The sequence below is a fragment of the Pseudomonas sp. G34 genome (assembly GCF_031119625.1).
In the GTDB taxonomy this organism is placed as follows: Bacteria; Pseudomonadota; Gammaproteobacteria; order Pseudomonadales; family Pseudomonadaceae; genus Aquipseudomonas.
The window spans coordinates 403,958-426,278 of record NZ_JAVHZV010000009.1; the positions used below are offsets into that span (position 1 = coordinate 403,958).

A 22,321-nucleotide genomic window follows, 5' to 3' on the forward strand; every position below is an offset into this window, starting at 1 on the left:
GTCAAACTGGATGGGTGCCAACCCATCAACCAGCCCCTCTGAGCTCAGGGCACCTTCACCCCGACCCTGTCGAGCATCTCCACCAGGCGAATCAGCGGCAGGCCGATCAGGCTGTTGACGTCGCTGCCTTCGGTGCGGCGGAACAGGCTGATGCCAAGACCCTCGGCCTTGAAGCTGCCAGCGCAATCGTAGGGCTCTTCGGCCTGCAGATAGCGGGTGATCTGCTCGGCATCCAGGGTGCGAAAATGCACGGTATAAGGAATGCAATCGACCTGGCAGGCGCCGCTTCTGCTGTCGAGCAGCGCCAGGCCGGTGAGAAAGGTCACGCTCTTGCCGCTGGCGGCGCTGAGCTGGGCATGGGCCCGTGGGAAGTCGTGGGGCTTGCCGAGCACCTGGCCGTCGAGCACTGCCACCTGGTCGGAACCGATGATCAGGTGTGCGGCGAATTGTCCCGCCAGCGCCGCGGCCTTTTCCCGGGCCAGGCGGCGCACCAGTTGTTCGGCCGGCTCGCCGGCCTGGCGAGATTCATCTATGCTCGGCGCGGCCCACTCGAAGGGCCTGCGCAGGCGGCTCAACAGCTCGCGGCGGTAGGGGGAACTGGAAGCGAGAACCAGGGGCAGCATGGGCATTGACCTCGTGCGGAACGAGCCGCCGATTCTAGTCGTCGACAAAGGGCCTGGACAGGCGGAATTTCCTTTGACAGCGCCCGGTTGCATCCATAGAATGCGGCGCCTATGTCAAATGGCCCGATTCCACCTCACGTTGATCCACGCAAACTCGCTGACCGCGGCGCCACTCTTCAGGGTGAGTTGCCGTTAGCTGATTTGTCGAGGCTCTGCGATCCTCTTGCCGATAATGGCGGCAACGTGCGCGTGAAGCTCAGCTTCGAGCGTGACGAGCGCCATGCTGTGGTCATCCACAGCCAGCTTGAGGTCGAAGTCAAGATGGTTTGCCAGCGGTGTCTGGATCAGGTCACCTTACCGATCCTCAGCGAGTGTGATTACGCTGTGGTGAAGGAAGGCGCGAATACCCAGTCCGTGCCGCAAGGCTATGACGTACTGGAAGTGGGTGAAGATCCTCTGGATCTGTTGGCCTTGGTCGAGGATGAGCTGTTGCTCGCCTTGCCCATCGTGCCGATGCATGACCCGAAAGATTGCCAGCAGCCGGCGGGCCTTGATGAGCCCGAATCGAGTGAGGACGGGGTGACGCGGTCCAACCCGTTCAGTGTATTGGCACAGTTAAAGCGTGACCCAAACGTTTAGGAGTTTACTAGTATGGCTGTTCAGCAGAACAAAAAATCCCGTTCCGCCCGTGACATGCGTCGTTCGCATGACGCGCTCGAGGGTAACGCTCTGTCCGTTGAGAAGAGCACCGGTGAAGTTCACCTGCGCCACCACGTATCGCCGGAAGGCGTTTACCGTGGTCGCAAAGTGATCGACAAGGGCGCTGACGAGTAAATCTTGTCCGCTCCGATCATCGCGATTGATGCAATGGGTGGGGACTTCGGTCCCCACTGCATTGTTCCAGCCAGCGTCGCCTGTCTGGCCGAATTCCCCTCGCTGCACCTGGTCCTCGTCGGCCAAGCTCCCCTGATCGAACAATTGCTCGCTGCTAGCCCCGGTGTGGATCGCGCACGTCTGCGCGTCGAGCACGCCGGTGAAGTCGTCGAGATGGGCGAGCGCCCTGGCCAGGCCCTGCGCGGCAAGCCCGATTCCTCGATGCGCGTGGCGCTCGAGGCGGTGCGCGACGGGCGGGCCCATGCCTGCGTGAGCGCGGGCAATACCGGTGCGTTGATGGCGTTGTCGCGGCATGTGCTGAAAACCCTGCCGGGCATCGATCGGCCGGCGATGATCGCTGCCATTCCCAATCGCAAGGGCGTATGCCTGCTGCTGGATCTGGGCGCCAACGTCGATTGCACGGCCGAGCAGCTGTGCCAGTTCGCGATCATGGGCGCGGTGGCGGCCGAGGTGCAGGGCACCAGGGCGCCGCGCGTCGGTTTGCTGAACGTGGGCAGCGAAGAGACCAAGGGCAACCAGCAGGTCAAGCAGGCCGCTGCGTTGCTCGAGGGGGTCGAAGGCCTCAACTATGTCGGCTTCGTCGAGGGCGATGGGCTGTATGGCGGCGAGGCTGACGTGCTGGTGTGCGACGGCTTCGTCGGCAACGCGTTGCTCAAGTCCAGCGAGGGGCTGGTGACCATGATCGTGTCACGGCTCGAGGCGCTGTTTCGCAGCAGCCTGCTGGGGCGTGTCGCCGGGCTTCTGGCCTTGCCGCTGCTGCGTCGTCTGCGCGGCGAGCTGGCGCCGGCGCGGCACAATGGCGCGAGTTTTCTCGGCTTGCAGGGCATCGTGGTGAAGAGCCACGGCAGTGCCGGGCCGGATGGTATAAAGAGCGCCATTCGCCGAGCGATGACCGATGTGCAGGAAAATTTACCGACGCGACTGGGTGGTCGAATCGAGCACTTGATCCGTAATATGTGACCGCTCGGGATGGTCCGCCATCCAAGGTGTCAGATTTCCAGCGCTCGCCACGGGTGGGCGTAACTTTTTCGACGAGAAGATCACTAAGGGAACCGTTCCATGTCTGCATCCCTCGCATTCGTCTTTCCCGGTCAGGGCTCGCAAGCGCTGACCATGTTGGCCGGACACGGCGCCGAGCACGCGCTGGTCCTCGATACCTTCGGCGAAGCGTCGAGCGCCCTGGGTTATGACCTGTGGGCGCTGACCCAGCAGGGCCCGGAAGAGCAGCTCAACCAGACCGACAAGACCCAGCCCGCGATCCTCGCCGCTTCCGTCGCCCTGTGGCGTCTGTGGCTGGCCGAAGGTGGCGCGCGTCCGGCGTTCGTTGCCGGGCACAGCCTGGGTGAATACAGCGCGCTGGTCGCCGCCGGTGCGGTCGGCTTTGCCGAGGCGGTCAAGCTGGTCGAGCTGCGTGGCCAGCTGATGCAGCAGGCGGTACCGGCCGGGCAGGGCGGCATGGCGGCGATCATCGGCCTGGAAGATGCCGAGGTGCAGGCTGCCTGCGCCGAAGCGGCCCAGGGTGATGTGGTCAGTGCGGTGAACTACAACGCCCCGGGGCAGGTGGTCATCGCCGGCTCCGCGGCTGCCGTGGCGCGTGCCGTCGAGGCCTGCAAGGCCCGTGGCGCCAAGCGTGCACTGCCGCTGCCGGTCAGCGTGCCGTCGCACTGCGAGCTGATGCGCCCGGCGGCCGAGCGCTTTGCCGATGCCGTCAACGCCATCGCCTGGCAGGCACCGCAGATCCCCCTGGTGCAGAACGTCAGCGCGGCCGTGGTGGCCGACCTGGATACCCTCAAGCGCGACCTGCTGGCTCAGCTGTACAGCCCGGTGCGTTGGGTCGAGTCCATCGTTCGCCTCGGTGAGCAGGGCGTTACCGATCTGGTCGAGTGCGGCCCGGGCAAGGTGCTCTCCGGCTTGAACAAGCGTTGTGTCAAGGGCGTCAACACCCACAACCTCGACACCCCCGAAAGCTTTGCCGCTGCGCGCGCCGCACTGGCCGACGTACAGTCCTGAACAAGGGAGAATGCTATGAGTCTGCAAGGTAAGGTTGCACTGGTCACTGGTGCCAGCCGTGGTATTGGCCAGGCCATCGCCCTGGAACTGGGCCGTCAGGGCGCCGTGGTGATCGGTACCGCCACCTCCGAGGCGGGTGCCGAGCGCATTGCCGCGACCCTCAAGGAAAACGGCATCGAAGGCACCGGCCTGATGCTCAACGTCAGCAACGACGAATCCGTCGCCGCCACCCTGGAGAAGATCCAGAAGGATTTCGGCCAGGTGCTGGTGCTGGTCAACAATGCCGGCATCACCCGCGACAACCTGATGCTGCGCATGAAGGACGACGAGTGGTACGACGTGATCGATACCAACCTCAACAGCCTCTATCGTCTGTCCAAGGCCGTGTTGCGTGGCATGACCAAGGCGCGTTTCGGGCGTATCATCAACATCGGTTCGGTGGTGGGTGCCATGGGCAACGCCGGGCAGGTGAACTATGCAGCCGCCAAGGCCGGTCTGGAAGGTTTTGGCCGTGCGCTGGCCCGTGAAGTGGGCTCGCGTTCGATCACGGTAAACGCCGTGGCACCGGGTTTTATCGATACCGACATGACCCGTGAATTGCCTGAAGCGCAGCGTGAAACGTTGCTGACACAGATTCCGCTGGGCCGTTTGGGGCAGGCGCAAGAAATCGCCAACGTGGTTTCTTTCCTTGCTTCCGATGGTGCAGCTTACGTTACAGGGGCTACTATCCCTGTGAACGGCGGGATGTACATGAGCTGAATTGAAGGGGCGCTGTCGGCGAACGTCTGCGATCCGGTGCAAACATGGTGATGAAGCTGTAAGTTTGCATACCGAATCGTTGGCGTATTTCCGTGGGCGCCACTGGCTTTCAGCTTGAAAAGCTGAAAACCCTTTCTATACACTTGCCGGCACAACCAGCTGGCTGGATTTGTCCAATAGGAGTGATAACACGTGAGCACCATCGAAGAACGCGTCAAGAAAATCGTTGCCGAGCAACTGGGCGTGAAGGAAGAAGAAGTAACCAACAGCGCTTCCTTCGTTGAAGACCTGGGTGCCGACTCGCTTGACACCGTTGAGCTGGTGATGGCTCTCGAAGAAGAATTCGAGACCGAGATCCCGGACGAACAAGCCGAGAAGATCACCACTGTTCAGGAAGCCATCGACTACGTTACTGCTCACGCTCAGTAAGCAGTTCGTCGCTTCCCGAATCGGAAAAGCCGCACGTCTGCAAAGGCGTGCGGCTTTTCTTTGACGGTTCGCTGTAGAAGTTTTCAACAACGCCCCTGGGCGTCGTTCCGCTCGGGTACCGGCTACCCTGAGCCAATCGCCGGATGATCAATCGCCTGGGCAACGGTTTGCCAGGTGCATCGTGGCGTCGAAAAACCTGATATGAGGAGATTGCTGTGTCGCGTAGACGCGTCGTGGTTACCGGGATGGGCATGTTGTCGCCGCTGGGTAACGATGTGCCGAGCAGCTGGCAGGGCATTCTGGCCGGCCGCAGTGGTATCGGCCTGATCGAACACATGGATCTTTCCGCTTTTTCGACCCGCATTGGCGGTTCGGTGAAGAATTTCGATGTCGAGCCCTATCTGGCGCCCAAAGAGGCCCGCAAGCTCGATCTGTTCATCCAGTACGGCATGGCCGCCTGCTTCCAGGCTGCCCGCGATTCCGGGCTGGAAGTCACGGATGCCAACCGTGACCGTATCGGTGTGGTGATGGGCTCCGGCATCGGCGGCCTGACCAACATCGAGAACAACTGCAAATCGCTGCATGAGCAGGGGCCACGGCGCATTTCGCCGTTCTTCGTGCCGGGTTCGATCATCAACATGATCTCCGGCTTCCTGTCCATCCACCTGGGTCTGCAGGGCCCCAACTACGCGATTTCCACGGCGTGCACCACCGGCACCCACTGCATCGGCATGGCGGCGCGCAACATCGCCTATGGCGAAGCGGACGTGATGATCGCCGGCGGCGCCGAGATGGCGGCCTGTGGCCTGGGCCTGGGCGGTTTCGGCGCAGCGCGGGCGATGTCCACCCGCAACGACGAGCCGACCAGGGCGAGCCGCCCGTGGGACAAGGAGCGTGACGGTTTCGTGCTGTCCGACGGCGCGGGCGCCCTGGTGCTCGAAGAGCTCGAACATGCCAAGGCCCGTGGCGCGACCATCTATGCCGAGCTGATCGGCTTCGGCATGAGCGGCGACGCCTTCCACATGACCTCGCCACCCGAAGATGGCGCCGGTGCCGCGCGTTGCATGGCCAACGCCCTGCGCGACGCCGGTATCGAGCCGTCCGCGGTGCAGTACATCAACGCCCACGGCACCTCGACCTCGGCCGGTGACAAGGCGGAAGTGGCAGCGATCAAGACCGTGTTCGGTGATCACGCATACAAGCTGGCGGTCAGTTCGACCAAGTCCATGACCGGCCACCTGCTGGGCGCCGCCGGTGCGGTGGAGGCGATCTTCAGCGTGCTGGCACTGCGTGACCAGATCGCACCGCCGACCATCAACCTGGACCAGCCCGATGAAGGCTGCGACCTGGACTTCGTGCCCCACGAAGCACGCCAGATGCCGATGGACGTGGTGCTCTCCAACTCCTTCGGCTTCGGTGGCACCAACGGCTCCCTGGTATTTCGCCGGTACGCCGACTGATGCTGCACTGGGTCGACGGTCAGCCAGCGGCGTCGCTGCCGCTGGTGGACCGCGGCCTGGCCTACGGTGACGGCCTGTTCGAGACCATGGCGGTGCGCGGTGGCAGTCCTGTGCTGTTGGAGCGCCACCTGACACGCGTCACTGCCGGGTGCGCGCGCCTGCGTATCGAGCTGGATGCAGGCCGCTTGCGTCGCGAACTCACGGCCTTTTGCGCCGAGCTGGGGCAGGGCGTCGCCAAGCTGATCGTTACCCGGGGTGATGGCCAGCGTGGCTATGCGCCGTCAACCGGGGCGCCGCGGCATATCCTGCAGTCCGCCGCGATGCCGGCTTACCCGCCGCAGCATGCCGAGAACGGCATTCGGCTGTTCCCTTGTGAAACACGCCTGGCCGAGCAGCCGCTACTCGCCGGTCTCAAGCACCTCAATCGCCTGGAGCAGGTACTGGCTCGCGCCGAATGGCAGGATGCCGCGCATGCCGAAGGATTGATGCGCGATGTGTCAGGGCGAGTGATAGAGGGCGTGTTCAGCAACCTGTTTCTGGTACGTGATGACGTGCTCTCGACACCCGAACTGAGCCGCTGCGGCGTGGCCGGGGTGATGCGTGCCGAGCTGCTGGAGCAGGCGCAGGCACTGGGCATCGCCTGCCAGGTTCGCGACATCGAGCTGGACGAACTGCTGGGCGCCGATGAAGTGTTTCTCTGCAACAGCCTGTATGGGGTGTGGCCGGTGCGTCAGCTACAGGCGCATCACTGGCCGCTGGGCCCGCTCACCCGTAAACTGCAGGCCCTCGCCCGTCATCTACTGGACCGCTGATTCGTGATGCGCAAATTACTGTTGATGCTCGAAATCGTCGTGGTGCTGGCCGGCCTTACCCTCGGCCTGGTGGCCTGGCAGCAGCATCGCGCGCTGGAGCAACCGCTGACGCTCGACGAGGAGCGCCTGATCGAGGTGCCGGTCGGTGCCACGCCTGGTGGTGTACTCAATCGCCTGGAAGCCGACGGCGTGATCGACGGCGCCTTCTGGCTGCGCCTGTACTGGCGCTTCAACCTGAAGGACCAGCCGCTGCACAGCGGCGAATACCGCCTGACCTCCGACCTGCGGGTGCGCGACATGCTCGACCTGTGGCGCCGAGGCGAGGTGGTGCAATACAGCCTGACCCTGGTCGAGGGCTGGACCTTCCGCCAGGTTCGCGCCGCCCTGGCGCGCCAGGACAAGTTGGAGTTGACCCTCAGTGAACTCAGCGATGCCGAGATCATGGCCAAGCTCGGCCAGCCTGGCGAGAACCCCGAAGGACGGTTCTTCCCCGATACCTACCGCTACGTGCGCGGCATGAGCGACCTGGATCTGCTCAAGCAGGCCCACAAGCGGCTGCAGGTGGTGCTCGACGAGGAGTGGGAGAAGCGCGCCGAGGGGCTGCCGTACAAGGACGCCTACGAGGCGCTGATCATGGCCTCGATGATCGAGAAGGAAACCGGCGTGCCCGAGGAGCGCGGCGAGATCGCCGGGGTGTTCGTGCGCCGCCTGGCCATCGGCATGCGCCTGCAGACCGACCCCACGGTGATCTTCGGCCTCGGCGAGCGCTATCAGGGGCGCATCACCCGTGCCCACCTGCGTGAGCCGACGCCTTACAACACCTACACCATCGACGGCATGCCGCCGACACCGATCGCCCTGGTCGGCCGTGAGGCGATCCATGCGGCGCTGCACCCGGTGGAGGGCAAGACCCTGTATTTCGTGGCCCGCGGTGACGGCAGTCATGTGTTCTCGGAAACCCTCGAAGCGCACAATCGCGCCGTGCGCGAATACCAGTTGAAGCGCCGCGCGGACTACCGTTCCAGCCCGGCGCCCATTCCCCAGATCAGCGATAAGGACACCCAGTGAGCGGCTTGTTTATCACCCTGGAAGGCCCCGAGGGCGCCGGCAAGAGCACCAACCGCGAGTACCTGGCGGCGCGCTTGCGCGAGCAGGGGATCGACGTGCTGCTGACCCGCGAGCCCGGCGGCACGCCACTGGCCGAGCGCGTACGCGAATTGCTGCTGGCGCCCAGCGATGAAACCATGGCCAGTGATACCGAGCTGCTGCTGGTGTTCGCCGCCCGTGCCCAGCACCTGGCCCAGGTCATAGTGCCAGCGCTCGAGCGTGGTGCGGTGGTGCTCTGCGATCGCTTCACCGATGCGACCTATGCCTATCAGGGCGGCGGCCGCGGCCTGGATGTTGCGCGTATCGCCCAGCTGGAAGATTTCGTCCAGGGTGCGTTGCGCCCGGACCTGACCCTGGTATTCGACCTGCCGGTTGAAGTAGGCCTGGCGCGAGCGGCGGCGCGTGGTCGGCTGGACCGCTTCGAGCAGGAAGGCCGCGCGTTCTTCGAGGCGGTACGCAGCACTTACCTGCAGCGCGCCAAGGCCGAGCCGGCCCGTTATCGCATTCTCGATGCGGCGCAGTCCCTCGAAGCGGTGCAGCGTGACCTCGATGCCCTGCTGCCACAATTGCTGGAGCTGCAGCGTGGCTGACGTCTACCCCTGGCAGGCGACGCTCTGGCAGCAATTGGCCGGCCGTACCCAGCATGCTCATGCCTACCTGCTGCATGGCCCTGCCGGTATCGGCAAGCGAGCGCTGGCCGAGCGCCTGATGACCCTGCTGCTGTGCAAGTCGCCGGTGGACCTGCAGCCCTGCGGGCAGTGCAAGTCGTGCCATCTGCTGGCGGCTGGCAGCCACCCGGACAACTACGTGCTCGAGCCGGAGGAGGATGGCAAGGCCATCAAGGTCGACCAGGTGCGGGCGCTGGTCAATTTCGTGGTGCAGACCGCGCAACTGGGCGGGCGCAAGGTGATCCTCCTCGAACCCACCGAGGCGATGAACCTCAACGCTGCCAACGCGCTGCTCAAGAGCCTGGAAGAACCCTCGGGCGATACCGTGCTGCTGTTGATCAGTCACCAGCCCAGCCGGCTGTTGCCGACCATCCGCAGTCGCTGCGTGCAGCAGGCGTGCCCGTTGCCCAGCGAGGCGATGAGCTTGCAGTGGTTGAGCGCGGCCCTGCCGGACTGCGCCGAGCAGGACATCCGCGAGTTGCTTTACCTGGCGGCAGGCTCGCCATTGGCGGCGACGCGCCTGCATGCCCAGGGCGTGCGCGAGCAGCGCGCGCTGGTGGTCGACGGGGTGAAGAAGCTGCACAAGCAGCAGGTCTCGGCCAGTCAGTTGGCCGAGGCCTGGAAGGAGGTACCGCTGCCGCTGCTGTTCGACTGGTTCTGTGACTGGGCGCAGCTGATCCTGCGGTATCAGCTGACGCAGGACGAGCAGGGCCTCGGCCCCACGGACATGGCCAAGGTCGTGCAGTACCTGGCGCAGAAGGCCGCGCAACAGAAGGTGCTGAGTATTCAGGACTGGCTGCTCCAGCAACGCCAGAAAGTGCTGGGCAATGCCAACCTCAACCGTGTGCTGCTTCTCGAAGCCTTGCTGGTGCAGTGGGCAAGCCTGCCTGGACCGGGCTAGAATCGACCCCACGTCACGACTTCAGGAATCACGCATGAACTTGCCACCTAATCTGGGACCCCGTAACGGCATCCTGTCCCTGACCATCAAGGACAAGTCCGTGCTGTATGCCGCCTACATGCCCTTCATCAAGCATGGCGGCCTGTTCATTCCCACCAACAAGAGCTACAAGCTCGGTGATGAAGTGTTCATGCTGCTCAACCTGATGGACGAGCCGGAGAAGATTCCGGTGGCCGGCAAGGTGGTATGGATCACCCCAAAGGGCGCCCAGGGTAACCGCGCCGCTGGCGTAGGCGTGCAGTTCAACGAAGGTGATAACACCGCCCGCAACAAGATCGAGACCTACCTGGCTGGCGCCCTCAAGTCCGATCGCCCCACCCATACGATGTAACAGCGGCTCATTCGCGCAGCTCTGGCAGGCTTGTTTGCCTGCCGCGTCACCTGCGCATCCCGCCTGCCGCTCAAGGTTCTGATTTATGCTCATCGACTCCCACTGCCACCTCGATCGTCTCGACCTGGCCGCCCATGGCGGCTCCCTGGACGCCGCGCTGGCGGCCGCCCGTGCCCGCGGTGTTGGCCACTTCCTGTGCATCGGCGTGAGCGCCGACAACGCCGCTGCCGTGCGTGAGCTGGCAGGGCGCTACGCCGATGTCGACTGCTCCGTTGGCATTCACCCGCTGGATCTCGAGCCGGGCAGCGCGCCGGCGCTGGACTGGCTGCTCGCCGAGCTGGACCACCCCGCTGTGGTGGCGATTGGCGAGACCGGCCTGGATTATCACTACGAGCCCGAAGCGGCCGCGCTGCAGCAGGAGGCGTTTCGCCTGCACCTGCAGGCCGCGCAGATCACCGGCAAGCCGGTCATCGTGCATACCCGGGAAGCCCGTGCCGATACCCTGAAACTGCTGCGCGAAGCGGCGCTGCCCCAAGGCGGCGTGCTGCACTGCTTCACCGAAGACTGGGAGATGGCCCGGGCGGCGCTGGATATCGGCTTCTACATCTCGCTGTCCGGCATCGTCACCTTCCGCAACGCCGAAGCGCTGCGCGAAGTTGCCCGCCAGGTGCCCGCCGACCGCCTGCTGGTGGAGACCGACTCACCGTACCTGGCGCCGGTGCCGCACCGTGGCAAGCCGAACCTGCCGGAGTACGTGCGTGACGTCGCCGAGTACCTGGCGACCCTGCGCGGGGTCAGCTTTGACACCCTGGCGCAGCAGACCGGCGACAACTTCCGGCGGTTGTTCCCGCTGGCGCGAGTGGCCAGCGGCGCCTGAGGCACCCAGGAAAACCGCGAGCGGTTCTGCCGTCGCTTGCGCCCCTGCAAAGGCTGGCTGCCAGCGAGTGGGCAAAAGGTTCTTCGCATTTTCTCGGGGAGGATAGGCTTGACACCGGACTGGCAATTAAGTCTTAGTTGTCGATAACTTGGCACTCTCCATTAGCGCGCCGCCTGGCCGGATGGGTTTCGCCCCTTACGGGCGAGTCACTTTCTCTTGCTTGCCCAAGAGAAAGTAACCAAAGAGAAGGGCACCCCACCATCCGGCCCCGGCTGCGCCGGGGTTCCCTCATTCCATCCCCACTCCAGGGGCACGACCGGATGCGGCCCACTGACGAAGGGCCATCCCTGGCCCATCGCAGCTCTCGCGACATCCATGTCGCTCATGGCTGCCCGCCCGGCCCCTTACATGGCGATTCCACTCGGCCTCCTGAAGGGGACTTGGGCGTCGTCTGTTCGACCGCAGCTCAAGAGCAAAAGCAAAACAGACGCCGCCAAGCTTGAGCCCGAGGACATCTCGCAAGCTCGTGCTCCGGTCCCATCAGGAGGCCGAAACGTAGCGAAGCGGAGTAACAGCCGAAGGCTGGCCCATAGGGCGAGCGCAGCGAGTAGTGAAGGTGTTGCGTAGGGGACGAGCCGCATGGATGCGGCAAAATACCGATGGCGGCCCCGCTTAAAAGGCCATGGACGGCCCTTATAAGCCGGCCCCCGGAGCGGCGCCGGAGTGAGGAAACTCAGCGAAGCGGAGTAACAGCCGAAAGGCTGGCCCGAAGGGTGAGCGAAGCGAATCAAGGTGTGGCGCCTGTAAGGGGCGCAACACAAAGGTTCAGTAAACGCGGTAATGGATAGTGCCAAGCCAGTAAGTGATACGCACACAAACTTGCCAGTCCGGGATCAGCCCTGGCTTGCCCAAACTATGCGAAGAGGCAAAAAAAACCCGGCTTCGGGACGGAATCCGGGTCAAGACCATTAGGAGTCGAACGAAGTGCGCGGTCCTCGGCACTTCGGCCGCTGCGACACTTGGGGGAATATGCCGCACCGGTACGATTGAGTATTGGTCATCCGTGGCCATCGTCCACGGCGTCTTTAAACGGATTTGGAATACTCCTGCCGACTCTGAGTGCCTATTGGCTGAGGATCGCCCGCACGCGCTGCAGGGTGTGCTCGATTACCCGTGCTTCGGTATAGAAGTGCGGCGACAGGCGAATGCCACCGCCACGCTGGGCGCAGATGATCTGTTCGGCCTTGAGGCGTTCGTGCAATTGGCGGTTGTCCCAGGCGTCTGCCGTGAAGGTGACGATGCCGGCGCGCCGGTCGGGCGCCTGGGCGCTGAGCAGTCGCACGCCGGGCATTTCCCGCAAACCATCGAGCAACCACTGCACCCGCTCGTGCAGCGCCCGTTCGACCTGAGGCATGCCGACTTCCTCGAGCAGCGACAGGCTGGCCTCCAGGGCCATGGCGCCGAGCATGTTGGGGCTGCCGCATTCGAAGCGCCGCGCGCTGCGCGCCGGTTGCCAGTCGTCGCGGTCATAGTCGCCGGCATGTTCGAGCATGTGCCAGCCGTATTCGTGCAAAGCCAGCCGCTCGCGCAGATCCTGGCGGCAATAGAACACGCCCAGGCCTTCCGGGCCGAGCATCCACTTGTGGCCGTCGGCCATGGCGAAGGCGCAGCGGCTGCGCTGCACATCCATGCCAAGGGCGCCCAGTTGCTGGATGGCGTCGATGCACAACAGTACGTCGCGTTGTTCGCAGCCAATGCCCAGGCGCTCGAGGTCGAGGCGCAGGCCGCTGGCGTACTGCACGGCGCTGATGGCCATCAGCCGGGTGCGCGGTGTGCAGGCGGCGAGCAGGGCGCCTTCGGCATCGCCGCCCTGCAGATCGACCTGCACCACTTCCACGCCGCGTGGGCGCAACGCTTCCCAGACGATGCGGTTGGAGGGAAATTCCTCGCTGCTGATGATCACCTGGTCGCCGGCCCGCCAATCCAGGCCGAAAGCGACAAACGACAGGGCCTCGGAGGTGTTCTTGACCAGCGCGATATCGGCCCGTGACGAAGCATTGAGCAGGCGCGCCAGGCGCTCGCGCAGGCTTTTCTCTGTTACCAGCCATTGCGAATAGTCGCGGGCGCCGGTAGCGATATTCTCCCGCGCGAAACGCTCTACGGCCCGCGCGCTGCGCGCTGGCCAGGGGGCGACCGCAGCATGGTTGAGGTAGTAGAGATCGGCCGGCTGGGGAAACTCGTCGATGATGGCATTCATGTCGCGTGATCCGTGCAATTTGGCGTTAGTTGGGCATAATAGCGGACTTGAATTCCGACCTTGTCATTTCCCTATGCAGAAAGAACCCCGCAAGATCCGTGAGTTTCGCCGCCGCGAGCAGGAGATTCTCGATATCGCTCTGAAACTCTTCCTCGAGCAGGGTGAGGACAGCGTGACCGTGGAGATGATTGCCGACGCCGTGGGCATCGGCAAAGGCACCATCTACAAGCATTTCAAATCCAAGGCGGAAATCTACCTGCGCCTGATGCTCGATTACGAGCGCGACCTGAACGAGCTGCTGCATTCGTCCGATATCGATCGTGACAAGGAAGCGCTGTCGCGGGCCTACTTCGAATTCCGCATGCGCGATCCGCAACGCTACCGCCTGTTCGACCGCCTGGAAGAGAAGGTGGTCAAGGGCAACCAGGTGCCCGAGCTGGTCGAGCAGTTGCACAGCATTCGCGCCTCGAACTTCGAGCGGCTGACCCAGCTGATCAAGGGCCGTATCGCCGAGGGCAAGCTCGAAGACGTGCCGCCGTACTTCCACTACTGTGCTGCCTGGGCGCTGGTGCATGGCGCCGTGGCGCTCTACCACTCGCCGTTCTGGAGCAATGTGCTCGAGGATCAGGAAGGCTTCTTCCAGTTCCTGATGGACATCGGCGTGCGCATGGGCAACAAGCGCAAGCGCGACAGCGAAACGCCTCCCGCCTGAGTGCCTGCGCGGCCTGCCTGGGTCGCGCGGGTCTCCTGGCGCGAAACCTGCTTAAAGCAGTCATTCGCCGGTTTTCCGTCGCCGGTGTCGGGAGAAATTCACATGCGTAACCTGTTCGCCCTGGCTCTGCTGCTCAGCCTGGCTGGCTGCATGAACGTCAGCGACATGGCCGATGGCGCCACCTATCACCTGCGCGATGCCGGTGTGCTGGACTACAGCAAGGTTCGCCGCTCGGCTTCCTGGCGCCTGCAGCCCGACTCGTTCATCTATATCGCCCAGGGCCCGTTCACCCCGAATGGCAAGCATGCCTATCCACGGCCCAACGTGGTGGCCGAGGAAGCCTTTCGCGGTTTCGTCGAGTACTTCCCCATGGTGAGGAGGGCGAGGGCACCAGTCGGCCTCGACGAAGCGCTGGGTGAAGCGCGTGCCGCCGGCGCCCATTATCTGCTCTACACCCGCTTCGCCTACGCCGATGACCGTATCGGCACCGTGGAGGAGTGGGAGGATCAGGAAGAGTTCGAACGGCTGGGCACCGACCGCAGCGTGCTGCAACTGATGCTGATCGAAACCAACACCCGTTTTCTGGTGGACACCGCGCGCATCCGCAGCCGCGGCGGCTTCCTGACGTTCTACGACGCGAGGCCCGAAGACCTGATCCGGGCGCCGCTCGAGGATTATGCGCGTACACTTCTGGGTTTCAGCCGATAACTCGGGAGCGGCGATGAGCGAGGGCGACAAGGCCGGTGATCTGCTGGCGCAGATCCCTCCGGCAGGCAGCAAGGGCATGCCACCGGTGCATCTGTGGAATCCGGATTTCTGCGGTGATATCGACATGCGTATCGCCCGTGACGGCTCATGGTTCTACATGGGCACGCCAATCGGCCGGCCGGCGATGGTGCGGTTGTTCTCGACCATCATTCGCCGCGACGGCGATGACTACTTTCTGGTCACCCCGGTGGAGAAGGTCGGCATCACCGTCGATGACGCGCCCTTCGTGGCGGTGTCCCTGCAGGTCAGCGGGCAGGGCGAAGAGCAGGTGCTGCGCTTCGTCAGCAACGTCGGCGACGAGGTCGAGGCCGGTGCCGAGCACCCATTGCGGGTCGAGCTGGATGCGCAGACCCAGGAGCCTTCACCCTACGTGCATATCCGCGCCAATCTGGAAGCGCTGATCCACCGCAACGTGTTCTACCAGTTGGTCGAGCTGGCGCAACCCCGTGAAGTCGACGGCCGGCCCTGGTTGGGTGTGTGGAGCAGCGGGGTGTTCTTTCCCATCGGGCCGCTGGAATAGCGGCCAAGAAAAAGGCTCCCGAGGGAGCCTTTATTTCGCGTTGTAGACGGGCATGCGAGCTAGAGCCCTGCAAGGCCTAAGGCGGCCCCGCAAAACAGGCGAGGAAGCGGAGTGTATGCATTACTCGCTTCGCTCGCCCCTTCGGGGCCGCACTAAAGTGCGTTAGCCGCAAAGCGGCTTGCCGAGCCTGTTTTTAACGCCGCAGGGCCGACGCGCAGCTGGCCGTAGTCACATGTTGGGGTAGTTGGGACCGCCCGTACCTTCCGGCGCCACCCAGGTAATGTTCTGGGCCGGATCCTTGATGTCGCAGGTCTTGCAGTGCACGCAGTTCTGCGCGTTGATCTGGAAGCGCTTGCTGCCATCGTCGTTGGCCACCACCTCGTACACGCCGGCCGGGCAGTAACGCTGCGCTGGCTCGTCGTACAGCGGCAGGTTCTTGTCGATCGGAATGCTCGGGTCGGCGAGCTTGAGGTGGCAGGGCTGCTCCTCCTCATGGTTGGTGTTGGAGAGGAACACCGAGCTGAGCTTGTCGAAGCTGAGCTTGCCATCCGGTTTCGGGTAGTCGATCTTCTTGCAGTCGGCGGCCAGCTTGAGGCAGGCGTAGTCCGGCTTGTCGTCGTGCAGGGTGAAGGGCAGCTTGCCGGCGAACAGGTTCTGGTCGACCCAGTTGATGCCGCCGCCAATCACCGCGCCGTACTTGTGGATCGCCGCGCCAAAGTTGCGGCTGCGGAACAGCTCGTCGTACAGCCAGCTGGCCTTGAAACCGTCCACGTAGTTGCGCAGTTCGTCACCACCTTCGCGACCGGCGGCCAGGGCTTCGGCGATGGCTTCGGCCGCCAGCATGCCGGACTTCATGGCGGTGTGGCTGCCCTTGATCTTGGCGAAGTTGAGGGTGCCCAGGTCACAGCCGATCAGTGCGCCGCCCGGGAAGACCATCTTCGGCAGCGAATTCAGGCCGCCCTTGGCGATGGCGCGGGCGCCGTAGGCGACGCGCTTGCCGCCGTCCAGGTACTGCTTGAGTACCGGGTGATGCTTGAGGCGCTGGAACTCATCGAACGGCGACAGGTGCGGGTTGGCGTAGGACAGGTCGACGATCAGGCCGACCACCACCTGGTTGTTCTCCAGGTGATAGAGGAAGGAGCCACCGGTGTTTTCGGTGCCCATGATGTCCATCGGCCAACCGGCGGTATGCACCACCAGGCCCTGCTGGTGCTTGCTGGGGTCGATGTCCCAGATTTCCTTGATGCCGATGCCGTAGTGCTGGGCGTCGGCTTCGCTGTCCAGGTTGTACCTGCTGATCAGCTGCTTGCCGAGGTGCCCGCGGCAGCCTTCGGCGAACAGCGTGTACTTGCCGCGCAGCTCCATGCCGGGGGTGTAGTAGCCTTCCTTCGGATTGCCTTCGCGGTCGACGCCGAGGTCGCCGGTGACGATGCCGCGCACCACGCCGTTCTCGTCGATCAGGGCTTCCTGAGCGGCGAAGCCGGGGTAGATTTCCACGCCCAGGTTCTCGGCCTGCTGGGCCAGCCAGCGGCACAGGTTGCCCAGCGAGATGATATAGTTGCCTTCGTTGTGCATGGTCTTGGGCACGAAGAAACCCGGCACCTTGACGGCGCTGTCGGCATCCTTGAGCACATAGATGTCATCACTCTTGACCGGGGTGTTGAGCGGGGCGCCCAAGGCTTTCCAGTCGGGAAACAGCTCGTCGAGGGCACGCGGTTCGAATACCGCGCCGGACAGGATGTGGGCACCCACCTCGGAGCCTTTCTCGACCACGCAGACGCTGATTTCCTGGCCAGCCTCGGCGGCCTTCTGCTTCAGGCGACAAGCGGCGGACAGGCCGGCAGGGCCAGCGCCGACGATGACGACGTCGAACTCCATAAATTCGCGTTCCACGGGCTATCTCCTCATCAAGGCTCTCTAATTTTCATGGCGGGCCGGCATCCTTCCCGAGGCGCGCCCGCGCAGTATATAGCGAGCCCGGATCAGGGCCAATACAAACGTTTGTTTGAATTTTCTGTAGGCCTGCTAGAATCCGGCTACAACACGAATGGCTCGCAGCCAGTCGTATTGACCGAGTTGGGTCGTAGGGTCAAGATACGGGCGGTTTTGCGCTCGCCGTCTGAGCTGAAGGTCGCTCGCGTCCTGCTTGTCTGCATCACCCGCATGCTCGCTTCTGGCGACATTCCTATTCACCGGAGAGTAACGAGGAATCCATGAAGGTTCTTGTAGCTGTCAAACGAGTGGTCGATTACAACGTCAAGGTTCGCGTCAAACCGGACAACAGTGGCGTCGATCTTGCCAACGTCAAGATGTCGATGAACCCTTTCTGTGAAATCGCCGTGGAAGAAGCTGTTCGCCTGAAAGAGAAGGGCGTCGCCAGCGAGATCGTGGTGGTTTCCATCGGCCCGACCCAGGCGCAGGAGCAACTGCGTACCGCCCTGGCGCTGGGCGCCGATCGCGCCATCCTGGTCGAGTCGGCCGACGAGCTGAACTCCCTGGCGGTCGCCAAGCTGCTCAAGGCCGTGGTCGACAAGGAGCAGCCGCAGCTAGTGATTCTTGGCAAGCAGGCCATCGACAGCGACAACAACCAGACCGGCCAGATGCTCGCTGCGCTGACCGGCTACGCCCAGGGCACCTTCGCCTCCAAGGTGGAAGTCAGCGGTGACAAGGCCAACGTGACCCGTGAGATCGACGGCGGTCTGCAGACCGTTGCCCTCAATCTGCCGGCCATCGTCACCACCGACCTGCGCCTCAACGAGCCGCGCTACGCGTCGCTGCCCAACATCATGAAGGCCAAGAAGAAGCCGCTGGAAACCCTGACCCCTGACGCACTGGGCGTTTCCACCGCGTCCACCGTCAAGACCCTCAAGGTCGAAGCGCCCGCGGCACGCGGTGCCGGTATCAAGGTCAAGTCGGTTGCCGAACTGGTCGAGAAACTGAAAACCGAAGCGAAGGTGATCTAATGTCTATCCTGGTAATCGCTGAAAACACCAATTCCGCGCTGGCACCGGCCACCCTGAACACCGTTGCCGCTGCCCAGAAAATCGGTGGCGACATCCACGTGCTGGTCGCTGGCCAGGGCGTTGGCGCCGTTGCCGAAGCCGCTGCCAAGATCGCTGGCGTCGCCAAGGTACTGGTTGCCGACAACGCCGCATTCGCTCACCAGCTGCCGGAAAACGTCGCGCCGCTGGTGGCTGAGCTGGGCAAGGCGTACAGCCACGTGCTGGCTGCCGCTACCAGCAACGGCAAGAACATCCTGCCGCGCGTCGCTGCGAAGCTGGACGTCGACCAGATCTCCGAGATCGTCTCCGTGGAAAGCCCGGACACCTTCAAGCGCCCGATCTATGCCGGTAACGCCATCGCCACCGTACAGTCCTCGGCTGCGGTGAAAGTGATCACCGTGCGTGCCACCGGCTTCGACCCGGTTGCTGGCGAAGGTGGCTCGGCTGCCATCGAAAACGTTTCGGCCGGCGGCGATGCCGGCAAGTCGGCGTTCGTCGGTGAAGAGCTGGCCAAGTCCGACCGTCCGGAGCTGACCGCTGCCAAGATCGTGGTTTCCGGTGGTCGCGGCATGCAGAACGGCGACAACTTCAAGCACCTGTACACCCTGGCCGACAAGCTCGGTGCAGCGGTTGGCGCCTCCCGTGCGGCAGTCGACGCCGGTTTCGTGCCCAACGACATGCAGGTCGGCCAGACCGGCAAGATCGTCGCCCCGCAGCTGTACATCGCCGTCGGTATCTCCGGCGCGATCCAGCACCTGGCCGGCATGAAGGACTCCAAGGTGATCGTCGCGATCAACAAGGACGAAGAGGCGCCGATCTTCCAGGTTGCCGATTATGGCCTGGTGGCCGATCTGTTCGAAGCCGTACCTGAGCTGGAAAAGCTGGTCTGATCCGCTTTTCCCCGCAATGAAGAAACCCGCTCATCGAGCGGGTTTTTTATTGCCTGCCAGAGCGTTACCGGGGCTGCGACGGCTTGCGCTGCTGGGCCGCCTGGAGACTCGCCTGGTCGATGAACGTCAGGTAGTCGGCGGCGCTTTGTTCCGGGCGCTCGAGTATGGGCGCGTGGCCGCAGTCCTTTATGATCACCACGCTCGCATTCTTGAGCAGCGGTTTCATGGTCTCGATGCTCGACACATCCAGGATTCGGTCCTGGTCACCCCACAGCAGCAGGGTGGGGGCTTGGATTCTCGGCAGCTCCGGCTCCAGTGGCAGATAACGCTCGCGCAGGTGCTCGAATATTTCTCGCTGATGGCTGCTGTCGGCCACGGCGCGTTGCGCCAGGTACTGATGCAGGCGCTCGGGAAACTGCGGTGGGGCGACGAACAGCCAGTCGAGCAACTGGTCGAATTGCGGCTCGCTGTCCACCAGCAACGGATTGTCGCCCTGTTCCTCGAGGCGCTGGAAGAACGCGCTGCGCCGCGGCGCGTTGACCCCGGCATTGGCGATCAGCGCCAGGCTGCTCACCTGATCGGGGTAGCGGGCCGCGTAGAGCGCGGCGATATGCCCGCCCATGGAGTGGCCGGCCAGGTGCAGGCGGCGGATGCCCAGGGCGTCGACGAATGCTGCCAGGCGCTCGGTCTGGGTGCCGACGTCATAGCTGCCGTGTGGCCGGTCGCTGGCGCCGAAGCCGGGCAGGTCCACGGCGATCACGCGATAGCGTTCGGTCAGCGCCCGGGCAAACCACAGCCAGGTGCTCTTGTCGGCGCCGAAGCCATGCACCAGCAGCACGGTCTCGGCGCCCTGGGGGCCACCTTCGTAGTAGCTGACCTTGAGGTCGTTGACGTTGACGCTGCGCTCGTGCAGCCCGGCACGCCATTGCTCGATGCCCTGATAGGCACTCAGCTGCGCCGCTGGCGACAGGTACAGAGCGGCCCCGGTGGCGGCGGCGAGGAGAACGAATGCGGCCAGGATCAATTTCTTCATGCGGCGTCTTATCGCTGATTATCGAGATGGTATGAGCTAGCATGTCATGAATCTCTGGTCGGTGGACGGCCTGCTGTTTCTGAATCGAGAGTGTGCCAATGGGTGAGCGAGGTTTGGGCTGGGCTGGACTATGGGTGTGCGCCGCCATGTTGCTGGCAGGTGGTGCACAGGCCGCCGGCAAGTGCGAGCGGCTGGTCGCCACGGGCAACCCGGAGTATCCGCCATACCTGTGGCGTGACCCGCAGAATCCGGAGAAGCTGATCGGCGCGACGGTCGATCTGCTCAAGGCGGTGGCCGAGGATCTCGGCGTCGGCATCGAGGTGATCTATGCCGGGCCCTGGTCGCGCGCCCAGGAAGAGGTGCGCACCGGGCGCGTCGATATGCTGGCCGGCGCCTTTCTGACCGTGCCGCGCCTGGAAACCATGGATTTTGTGCACCCGGCATTCCTGTCCACGCCGAGCGTGGTGTGGGTGCGCAAGGGTCACGAATTTCCCTACGCCAGCTGGGCCGACCTGCAGGGGCGTACCGGCGATACCCTGGTCAACAACAGTTTTGGCCAGGCCTTCGATGCCTATGCGCGTGACAACCTCACCCTGGAAGGCGTTTCCAGCCTGAGCCAGGCGTTCCAGAAGCTGCTGCTCGAGCGTACCGATTACGTGCTCTACGAGCGCTACCCGGGCCAGGCGCTGGCCTCGACCCTGGGGTTGCAGGATGACCTGCAGGTGCTCGACCCGCCGGTGTCCAGCGAGGGGCTGCACCTGGCGCTGTCGCACAACTCGGCGTGCAATGACGCCTGGCTGCGCGGACAGCTGGCCAAAAAAATGACAGAATTCACCGCCGCCGGCGTGCCGCAAACCCTTCTGCAGCGCAACTTGCAGCGCTGGAAGGAGCAACAGCCCGCACCGGCCGCCAGTGTTCCGAATCAGTAGGACGTACCCGTGATCTATCGATATACCAGCGCCGCCCTGGCGCTGCTGTTGCTCCAAGGTTGTGCCAGTGATCCCGCACCAACCGAGCAGATGCGTCTCACCGAGCAGGTGGTCGAGCAGGCGCGTACCGTGGCTGCCGGTGAACGCGTTGCCGAGTTGAGCCAGGCCGAAGAAAAACTCGCCCAGGCCCAGGCTGCCATGGCCGCGGGCGCCTACCGCACGGCTCGCGTGCAGGCCGAACAGGCCGAGCTGGATGCGCGTCTGGCTGAAGCCCGGGTACTGACGCTGCGCAGCCAGGCGCAATTGACCGAGCTCAATCGCCGTATCGGGCGTTTACGTGACCAGCTGGGAGCCATGCCATGAGCCTTCTGCGTGTTTCCGCGCTGGCCCTGGCTGGGCTGACGCTGGCGGGTTGCGCCGGCTTCGGCGCTGAGCACTCGGCCGAACTCGAGGCGGCCCGGGCCAGCTTTCAGGCCGTGAAGGAAGATCCAGAGGTGCTGCGCAGCGCACCCAAGGACGTGATTCGCGCCGGCGAGTCCCTGGGCCGTGCCGAGCGGCTTGCGGGCTACTGGGGCAGCGGCGACGACGTCGCCCACTATGCCTACCTGAGCCAGCGCTACAGCGACATCGCCCGCGAGCATGCCAAGCTTGCCCTGGATCAGGAGCGCGCGGCGCGCCTGGAACTGGATCGTCAGCGCCTGCAATTGGCCTTGCGCGAGGCCAAGCTGATCAGCGTGCAGGAGCAGAATGCCTGGCTGGAAGAGCAGATCGTCAACCTGGCCACGGCGCAAACCGACCGCGGCCTGGTGATGACCCTCGGTGACGTGCTGTTCGATGCCGGTGAGGCGCGCCTCAAGGCCAGCGCCAACCGCACCGTGCTCAAGTTGGTGCAGTTTCTTCAGCTCAACCCGCGGCGCACCGTGCGTATCGAGGGCTACAGCGACAGCAGCGGCAAGCGTGAAGAAAACCTGGCGCTGTCCAGGGCGCGGGCGCAGACCGTCGCCGATGCGCTGACCGACCTGGGCATCGATGCCAAGCGTATCGAGGTGCAGGGGTTCGGCGAAAGTTTCCCGGTGGCGGAAAACGCTTCGGCCAAGGGCCGGGCGCAGAATCGCCGCGTGGAGATTCTGTTCTCCGATGAGCAGGGGCGCCTGGGCGCCACGCGCTGAGTCAGTTGCCGCGAAACCCCGCCACTGGATAACAGGGCGGGGTTTTTTATTGCCTGTGAAATGAGTGTATCGTCCAGATATTTCAGCGCTGTACCGGTACAGAAACATTT

Annotated in this window: 25 protein-coding genes; 21 read left to right on the plus strand and 4 right to left on the minus strand. The window is 63.9% G+C overall.

Features of this window, described 5'->3' with window-relative positions:
- Window positions 1-44 precede the first annotated feature (44 nt).
- Entirely contained in the window at window positions 45-623 is a 579-nt protein-coding gene (locus QYS36_RS07305) for a nucleoside triphosphate pyrophosphatase (protein ID WP_308838844.1), read from the minus strand.
- Between the two features lie 111 nt (window positions 624-734).
- Between QYS36_RS07305 and QYS36_RS07310 the strand changes: the two genes are divergently transcribed.
- The 13 genes from QYS36_RS07310 (at window position 735) to QYS36_RS07370 (ending at window position 10,931) form a co-directional block, all read left to right on the plus strand.
- Window positions 735-1,262: a YceD family protein gene (locus QYS36_RS07310; protein WP_308838845.1), complete on the plus strand. Its 528-nt coding sequence runs from the start codon at window positions 735-737 to the stop codon at window positions 1,260-1,262.
- Window positions 1,263-1,274: 12 nt separating this feature from the next.
- On the plus strand, window positions 1,275-1,457 hold the full coding sequence (rpmF, locus tag QYS36_RS07315) for a 50S ribosomal protein L32 (RefSeq protein ID WP_025167420.1): 183 nt from the start codon (window positions 1,275-1,277) through the stop codon (window positions 1,455-1,457).
- 3 nt (window positions 1,458-1,460) lie between these two features.
- Window positions 1,461-2,477 (plus strand): phosphate acyltransferase PlsX, encoded by a 1,017-nt coding sequence (gene plsX / locus QYS36_RS07320; protein WP_308838846.1) that lies wholly within the window; start codon window positions 1,461-1,463, stop codon window positions 2,475-2,477.
- A 99-nt stretch (window positions 2,478-2,576) separates the two neighbouring features.
- Window positions 2,577-3,527, plus strand: a complete 951-nt coding sequence (fabD, locus tag QYS36_RS07325) for an ACP S-malonyltransferase (RefSeq protein WP_308838847.1) — start codon at window positions 2,577-2,579, stop codon at window positions 3,525-3,527.
- Between the two features lie 15 nt (window positions 3,528-3,542).
- The gene (fabG, locus tag QYS36_RS07330; RefSeq protein ID WP_308838848.1) at window positions 3,543-4,286 is read left to right on the plus strand and encodes a 3-oxoacyl-ACP reductase FabG; all 744 of its coding nucleotides are present in this window, start codon (window positions 3,543-3,545) and stop codon (window positions 4,284-4,286) included.
- Between the two features lie 192 nt (window positions 4,287-4,478).
- Window positions 4,479-4,715, plus strand: a complete 237-nt coding sequence (gene acpP, locus QYS36_RS07335) for an acyl carrier protein (protein ID WP_003245177.1) — start codon at window positions 4,479-4,481, stop codon at window positions 4,713-4,715.
- A 215-nt stretch (window positions 4,716-4,930) separates the two neighbouring features.
- Window positions 4,931-6,175, plus strand: coding sequence for a beta-ketoacyl-ACP synthase II (gene fabF / locus QYS36_RS07340; protein WP_308838849.1), 1,245 nt, complete (start codon window positions 4,931-4,933; stop codon window positions 6,173-6,175).
- Entirely contained in the window at window positions 6,175-6,987 is an 813-nt protein-coding gene (gene pabC / locus QYS36_RS07345; protein ID WP_308838850.1) for an aminodeoxychorismate lyase, read from the plus strand. The genes fabF and pabC overlap by 1 nt, the downstream gene beginning before the upstream one ends.
- Before the next feature lie 3 nt (window positions 6,988-6,990).
- A complete protein-coding gene (gene mltG / locus QYS36_RS07350) occupies window positions 6,991-8,055 on the plus strand; it encodes an endolytic transglycosylase MltG (protein ID WP_308838851.1) in 1,065 nt (354 codons plus the stop codon).
- Entirely contained in the window at window positions 8,052-8,684 is a 633-nt protein-coding gene (gene tmk / locus QYS36_RS07355; protein WP_308838852.1) for a dTMP kinase, read from the plus strand. The genes mltG and tmk overlap by 4 nt, the downstream gene beginning before the upstream one ends.
- Window positions 8,677-9,663: a DNA polymerase III subunit delta' gene (locus tag QYS36_RS07360; RefSeq protein WP_308838853.1), complete on the plus strand. Its 987-nt coding sequence runs from the start codon at window positions 8,677-8,679 to the stop codon at window positions 9,661-9,663. Before tmk ends, QYS36_RS07360 begins: the two co-directional genes overlap by 8 nt.
- 34 nt (window positions 9,664-9,697) lie before the next feature.
- On the plus strand, window positions 9,698-10,054 hold the full coding sequence (locus QYS36_RS07365; protein ID WP_308838854.1) for a PilZ domain-containing protein: 357 nt from the start codon (window positions 9,698-9,700) through the stop codon (window positions 10,052-10,054).
- 85 nt (window positions 10,055-10,139) lie between these two features.
- Window positions 10,140-10,931, plus strand: a complete 792-nt coding sequence (locus QYS36_RS07370; RefSeq protein ID WP_308838855.1) for a TatD family hydrolase — start codon at window positions 10,140-10,142, stop codon at window positions 10,929-10,931.
- A 1,123-nt stretch (window positions 10,932-12,054) separates the two neighbouring features.
- Here QYS36_RS07370 and QYS36_RS07375 read toward each other — a convergent pair.
- Window positions 12,055-13,188, minus strand: a complete 1,134-nt coding sequence (locus QYS36_RS07375) for an aminotransferase class V-fold PLP-dependent enzyme (RefSeq protein WP_308838856.1) — start codon at window positions 13,186-13,188, stop codon at window positions 12,055-12,057.
- Window positions 13,189-13,261: 73 nt separating this feature from the next.
- On the opposite strand from QYS36_RS07375, the gene QYS36_RS07380 reads away from it, so the two are divergent.
- The 3 genes from QYS36_RS07380 (at window position 13,262) to QYS36_RS07390 (ending at window position 15,188) form a co-directional block, all read left to right on the plus strand.
- On the plus strand, window positions 13,262-13,900 hold the full coding sequence (locus QYS36_RS07380; protein WP_027906448.1) for a TetR/AcrR family transcriptional regulator: 639 nt from the start codon (window positions 13,262-13,264) through the stop codon (window positions 13,898-13,900).
- Window positions 13,901-14,002: 102 nt separating this feature from the next.
- Window positions 14,003-14,608, plus strand: coding sequence for a DUF4823 domain-containing protein (locus QYS36_RS07385; protein WP_308838857.1), 606 nt, complete (start codon window positions 14,003-14,005; stop codon window positions 14,606-14,608).
- Between the two features lie 13 nt (window positions 14,609-14,621).
- Entirely contained in the window at window positions 14,622-15,188 is a 567-nt protein-coding gene (locus QYS36_RS07390; RefSeq protein ID WP_308838858.1) for a DUF1285 domain-containing protein, read from the plus strand.
- A 228-nt stretch (window positions 15,189-15,416) separates the two neighbouring features.
- On the opposite strand, the gene QYS36_RS07395 is transcribed toward QYS36_RS07390, so the two are convergent.
- Window positions 15,417-17,081, minus strand: a complete 1,665-nt coding sequence (locus QYS36_RS07395; protein ID WP_308838859.1) for an electron transfer flavoprotein-ubiquinone oxidoreductase — start codon at window positions 17,079-17,081, stop codon at window positions 15,417-15,419.
- A gap of 320 nt (window positions 17,082-17,401) precedes the next feature.
- Between QYS36_RS07395 and QYS36_RS07400 the strand changes: the two genes are divergently transcribed.
- Window positions 17,402-18,151, plus strand: a complete 750-nt coding sequence (locus QYS36_RS07400) for an electron transfer flavoprotein subunit beta/FixA family protein (RefSeq protein ID WP_308838860.1) — start codon at window positions 17,402-17,404, stop codon at window positions 18,149-18,151.
- Window positions 18,151-19,080 carry an FAD-binding protein gene (locus tag QYS36_RS07405; RefSeq protein WP_308838861.1) on the plus strand — a complete coding sequence of 310 codons (930 nt, stop codon included), beginning with the start codon at window positions 18,151-18,153 and terminating at the stop codon, window positions 19,078-19,080. Before QYS36_RS07400 ends, QYS36_RS07405 begins: the two co-directional genes overlap by 1 nt.
- Before the next feature lie 64 nt (window positions 19,081-19,144).
- Here the strand turns inward: QYS36_RS07405 and QYS36_RS07410 are convergent, their stop codons facing one another.
- Window positions 19,145-20,113: an alpha/beta fold hydrolase gene (locus QYS36_RS07410; protein ID WP_308838862.1), complete on the minus strand. Its 969-nt coding sequence runs from the start codon at window positions 20,111-20,113 to the stop codon at window positions 19,145-19,147.
- Between the two features lie 98 nt (window positions 20,114-20,211).
- On the opposite strand from QYS36_RS07410, the gene QYS36_RS07415 reads away from it, so the two are divergent.
- The 3 genes from QYS36_RS07415 to QYS36_RS07425 are packed head-to-tail and all read left to right on the plus strand — an operon-like array spanning window position 20,212 to window position 22,211.
- Entirely contained in the window at window positions 20,212-21,042 is an 831-nt protein-coding gene (locus tag QYS36_RS07415; RefSeq protein WP_308838863.1) for a transporter substrate-binding domain-containing protein, read from the plus strand.
- A gap of 9 nt (window positions 21,043-21,051) precedes the next feature.
- Entirely contained in the window at window positions 21,052-21,405 is a 354-nt protein-coding gene (locus tag QYS36_RS07420; RefSeq protein ID WP_308838864.1) for a DUF4398 domain-containing protein, read from the plus strand.
- Window positions 21,402-22,211 carry an OmpA family protein gene (locus tag QYS36_RS07425; protein ID WP_308838865.1) on the plus strand — a complete coding sequence of 270 codons (810 nt, stop codon included), beginning with the start codon at window positions 21,402-21,404 and terminating at the stop codon, window positions 22,209-22,211. Before QYS36_RS07420 ends, QYS36_RS07425 begins: the two co-directional genes overlap by 4 nt.
- Window positions 22,212-22,321: the final 110 nt, after the last annotated feature.

Bases quoted from the DNA above. Each gene is read 5' to 3' on its own strand.
- fabD (WP_308838847.1), top strand. From the start codon at position 2,577: ATGTCTGCATCCCTCGCATTCGTCTTTCCCGGTCAGGGCTCGCAAGCG.
- QYS36_RS07365 (WP_308838854.1), top strand. From the start codon at position 9,698: ATGAACTTGCCACCTAATCTGGGACCCCGTAACGGCATCCTGTCCCTG.
- QYS36_RS07415 (WP_308838863.1), top strand. From the start codon at position 20,212: ATGGGTGAGCGAGGTTTGGGCTGGGCTGGACTATGGGTGTGCGCCGCC.
- QYS36_RS07380 (WP_027906448.1), top strand. From the start codon at position 13,262: ATGCAGAAAGAACCCCGCAAGATCCGTGAGTTTCGCCGCCGCGAGCAG.
- QYS36_RS07425 (WP_308838865.1), top strand. From the start codon at position 21,402: ATGAGCCTTCTGCGTGTTTCCGCGCTGGCCCTGGCTGGGCTGACGCTG.
- fabG (WP_308838848.1), top strand. From the start codon at position 3,543: ATGAGTCTGCAAGGTAAGGTTGCACTGGTCACTGGTGCCAGCCGTGGT.
- QYS36_RS07410 (WP_308838862.1), bottom strand. From the start codon at position 20,113: ATGAAGAAATTGATCCTGGCCGCATTCGTTCTCCTCGCCGCCGCCACC.
- QYS36_RS07390 (WP_308838858.1), top strand. From the start codon at position 14,622: ATGAGCGAGGGCGACAAGGCCGGTGATCTGCTGGCGCAGATCCCTCCG.
- QYS36_RS07385 (WP_308838857.1), top strand. From the start codon at position 14,003: ATGCGTAACCTGTTCGCCCTGGCTCTGCTGCTCAGCCTGGCTGGCTGC.
- rpmF (WP_025167420.1), top strand. From the start codon at position 1,275: ATGGCTGTTCAGCAGAACAAAAAATCCCGTTCCGCCCGTGACATGCGT.
- QYS36_RS07405 (WP_308838861.1), top strand. From the start codon at position 18,151: ATGTCTATCCTGGTAATCGCTGAAAACACCAATTCCGCGCTGGCACCG.
- pabC (WP_308838850.1), top strand. From the start codon at position 6,175: ATGCTGCACTGGGTCGACGGTCAGCCAGCGGCGTCGCTGCCGCTGGTG.
- QYS36_RS07310 (WP_308838845.1), top strand. From the start codon at position 735: ATGTCAAATGGCCCGATTCCACCTCACGTTGATCCACGCAAACTCGCT.
- QYS36_RS07305 (WP_308838844.1), bottom strand. From the start codon at position 623: ATGCTGCCCCTGGTTCTCGCTTCCAGTTCCCCCTACCGCCGCGAGCTG.
- QYS36_RS07370 (WP_308838855.1), top strand. From the start codon at position 10,140: ATGCTCATCGACTCCCACTGCCACCTCGATCGTCTCGACCTGGCCGCC.
- QYS36_RS07375 (WP_308838856.1), bottom strand. From the start codon at position 13,188: ATGAATGCCATCATCGACGAGTTTCCCCAGCCGGCCGATCTCTACTAC.
- QYS36_RS07400 (WP_308838860.1), top strand. From the start codon at position 17,402: ATGAAGGTTCTTGTAGCTGTCAAACGAGTGGTCGATTACAACGTCAAG.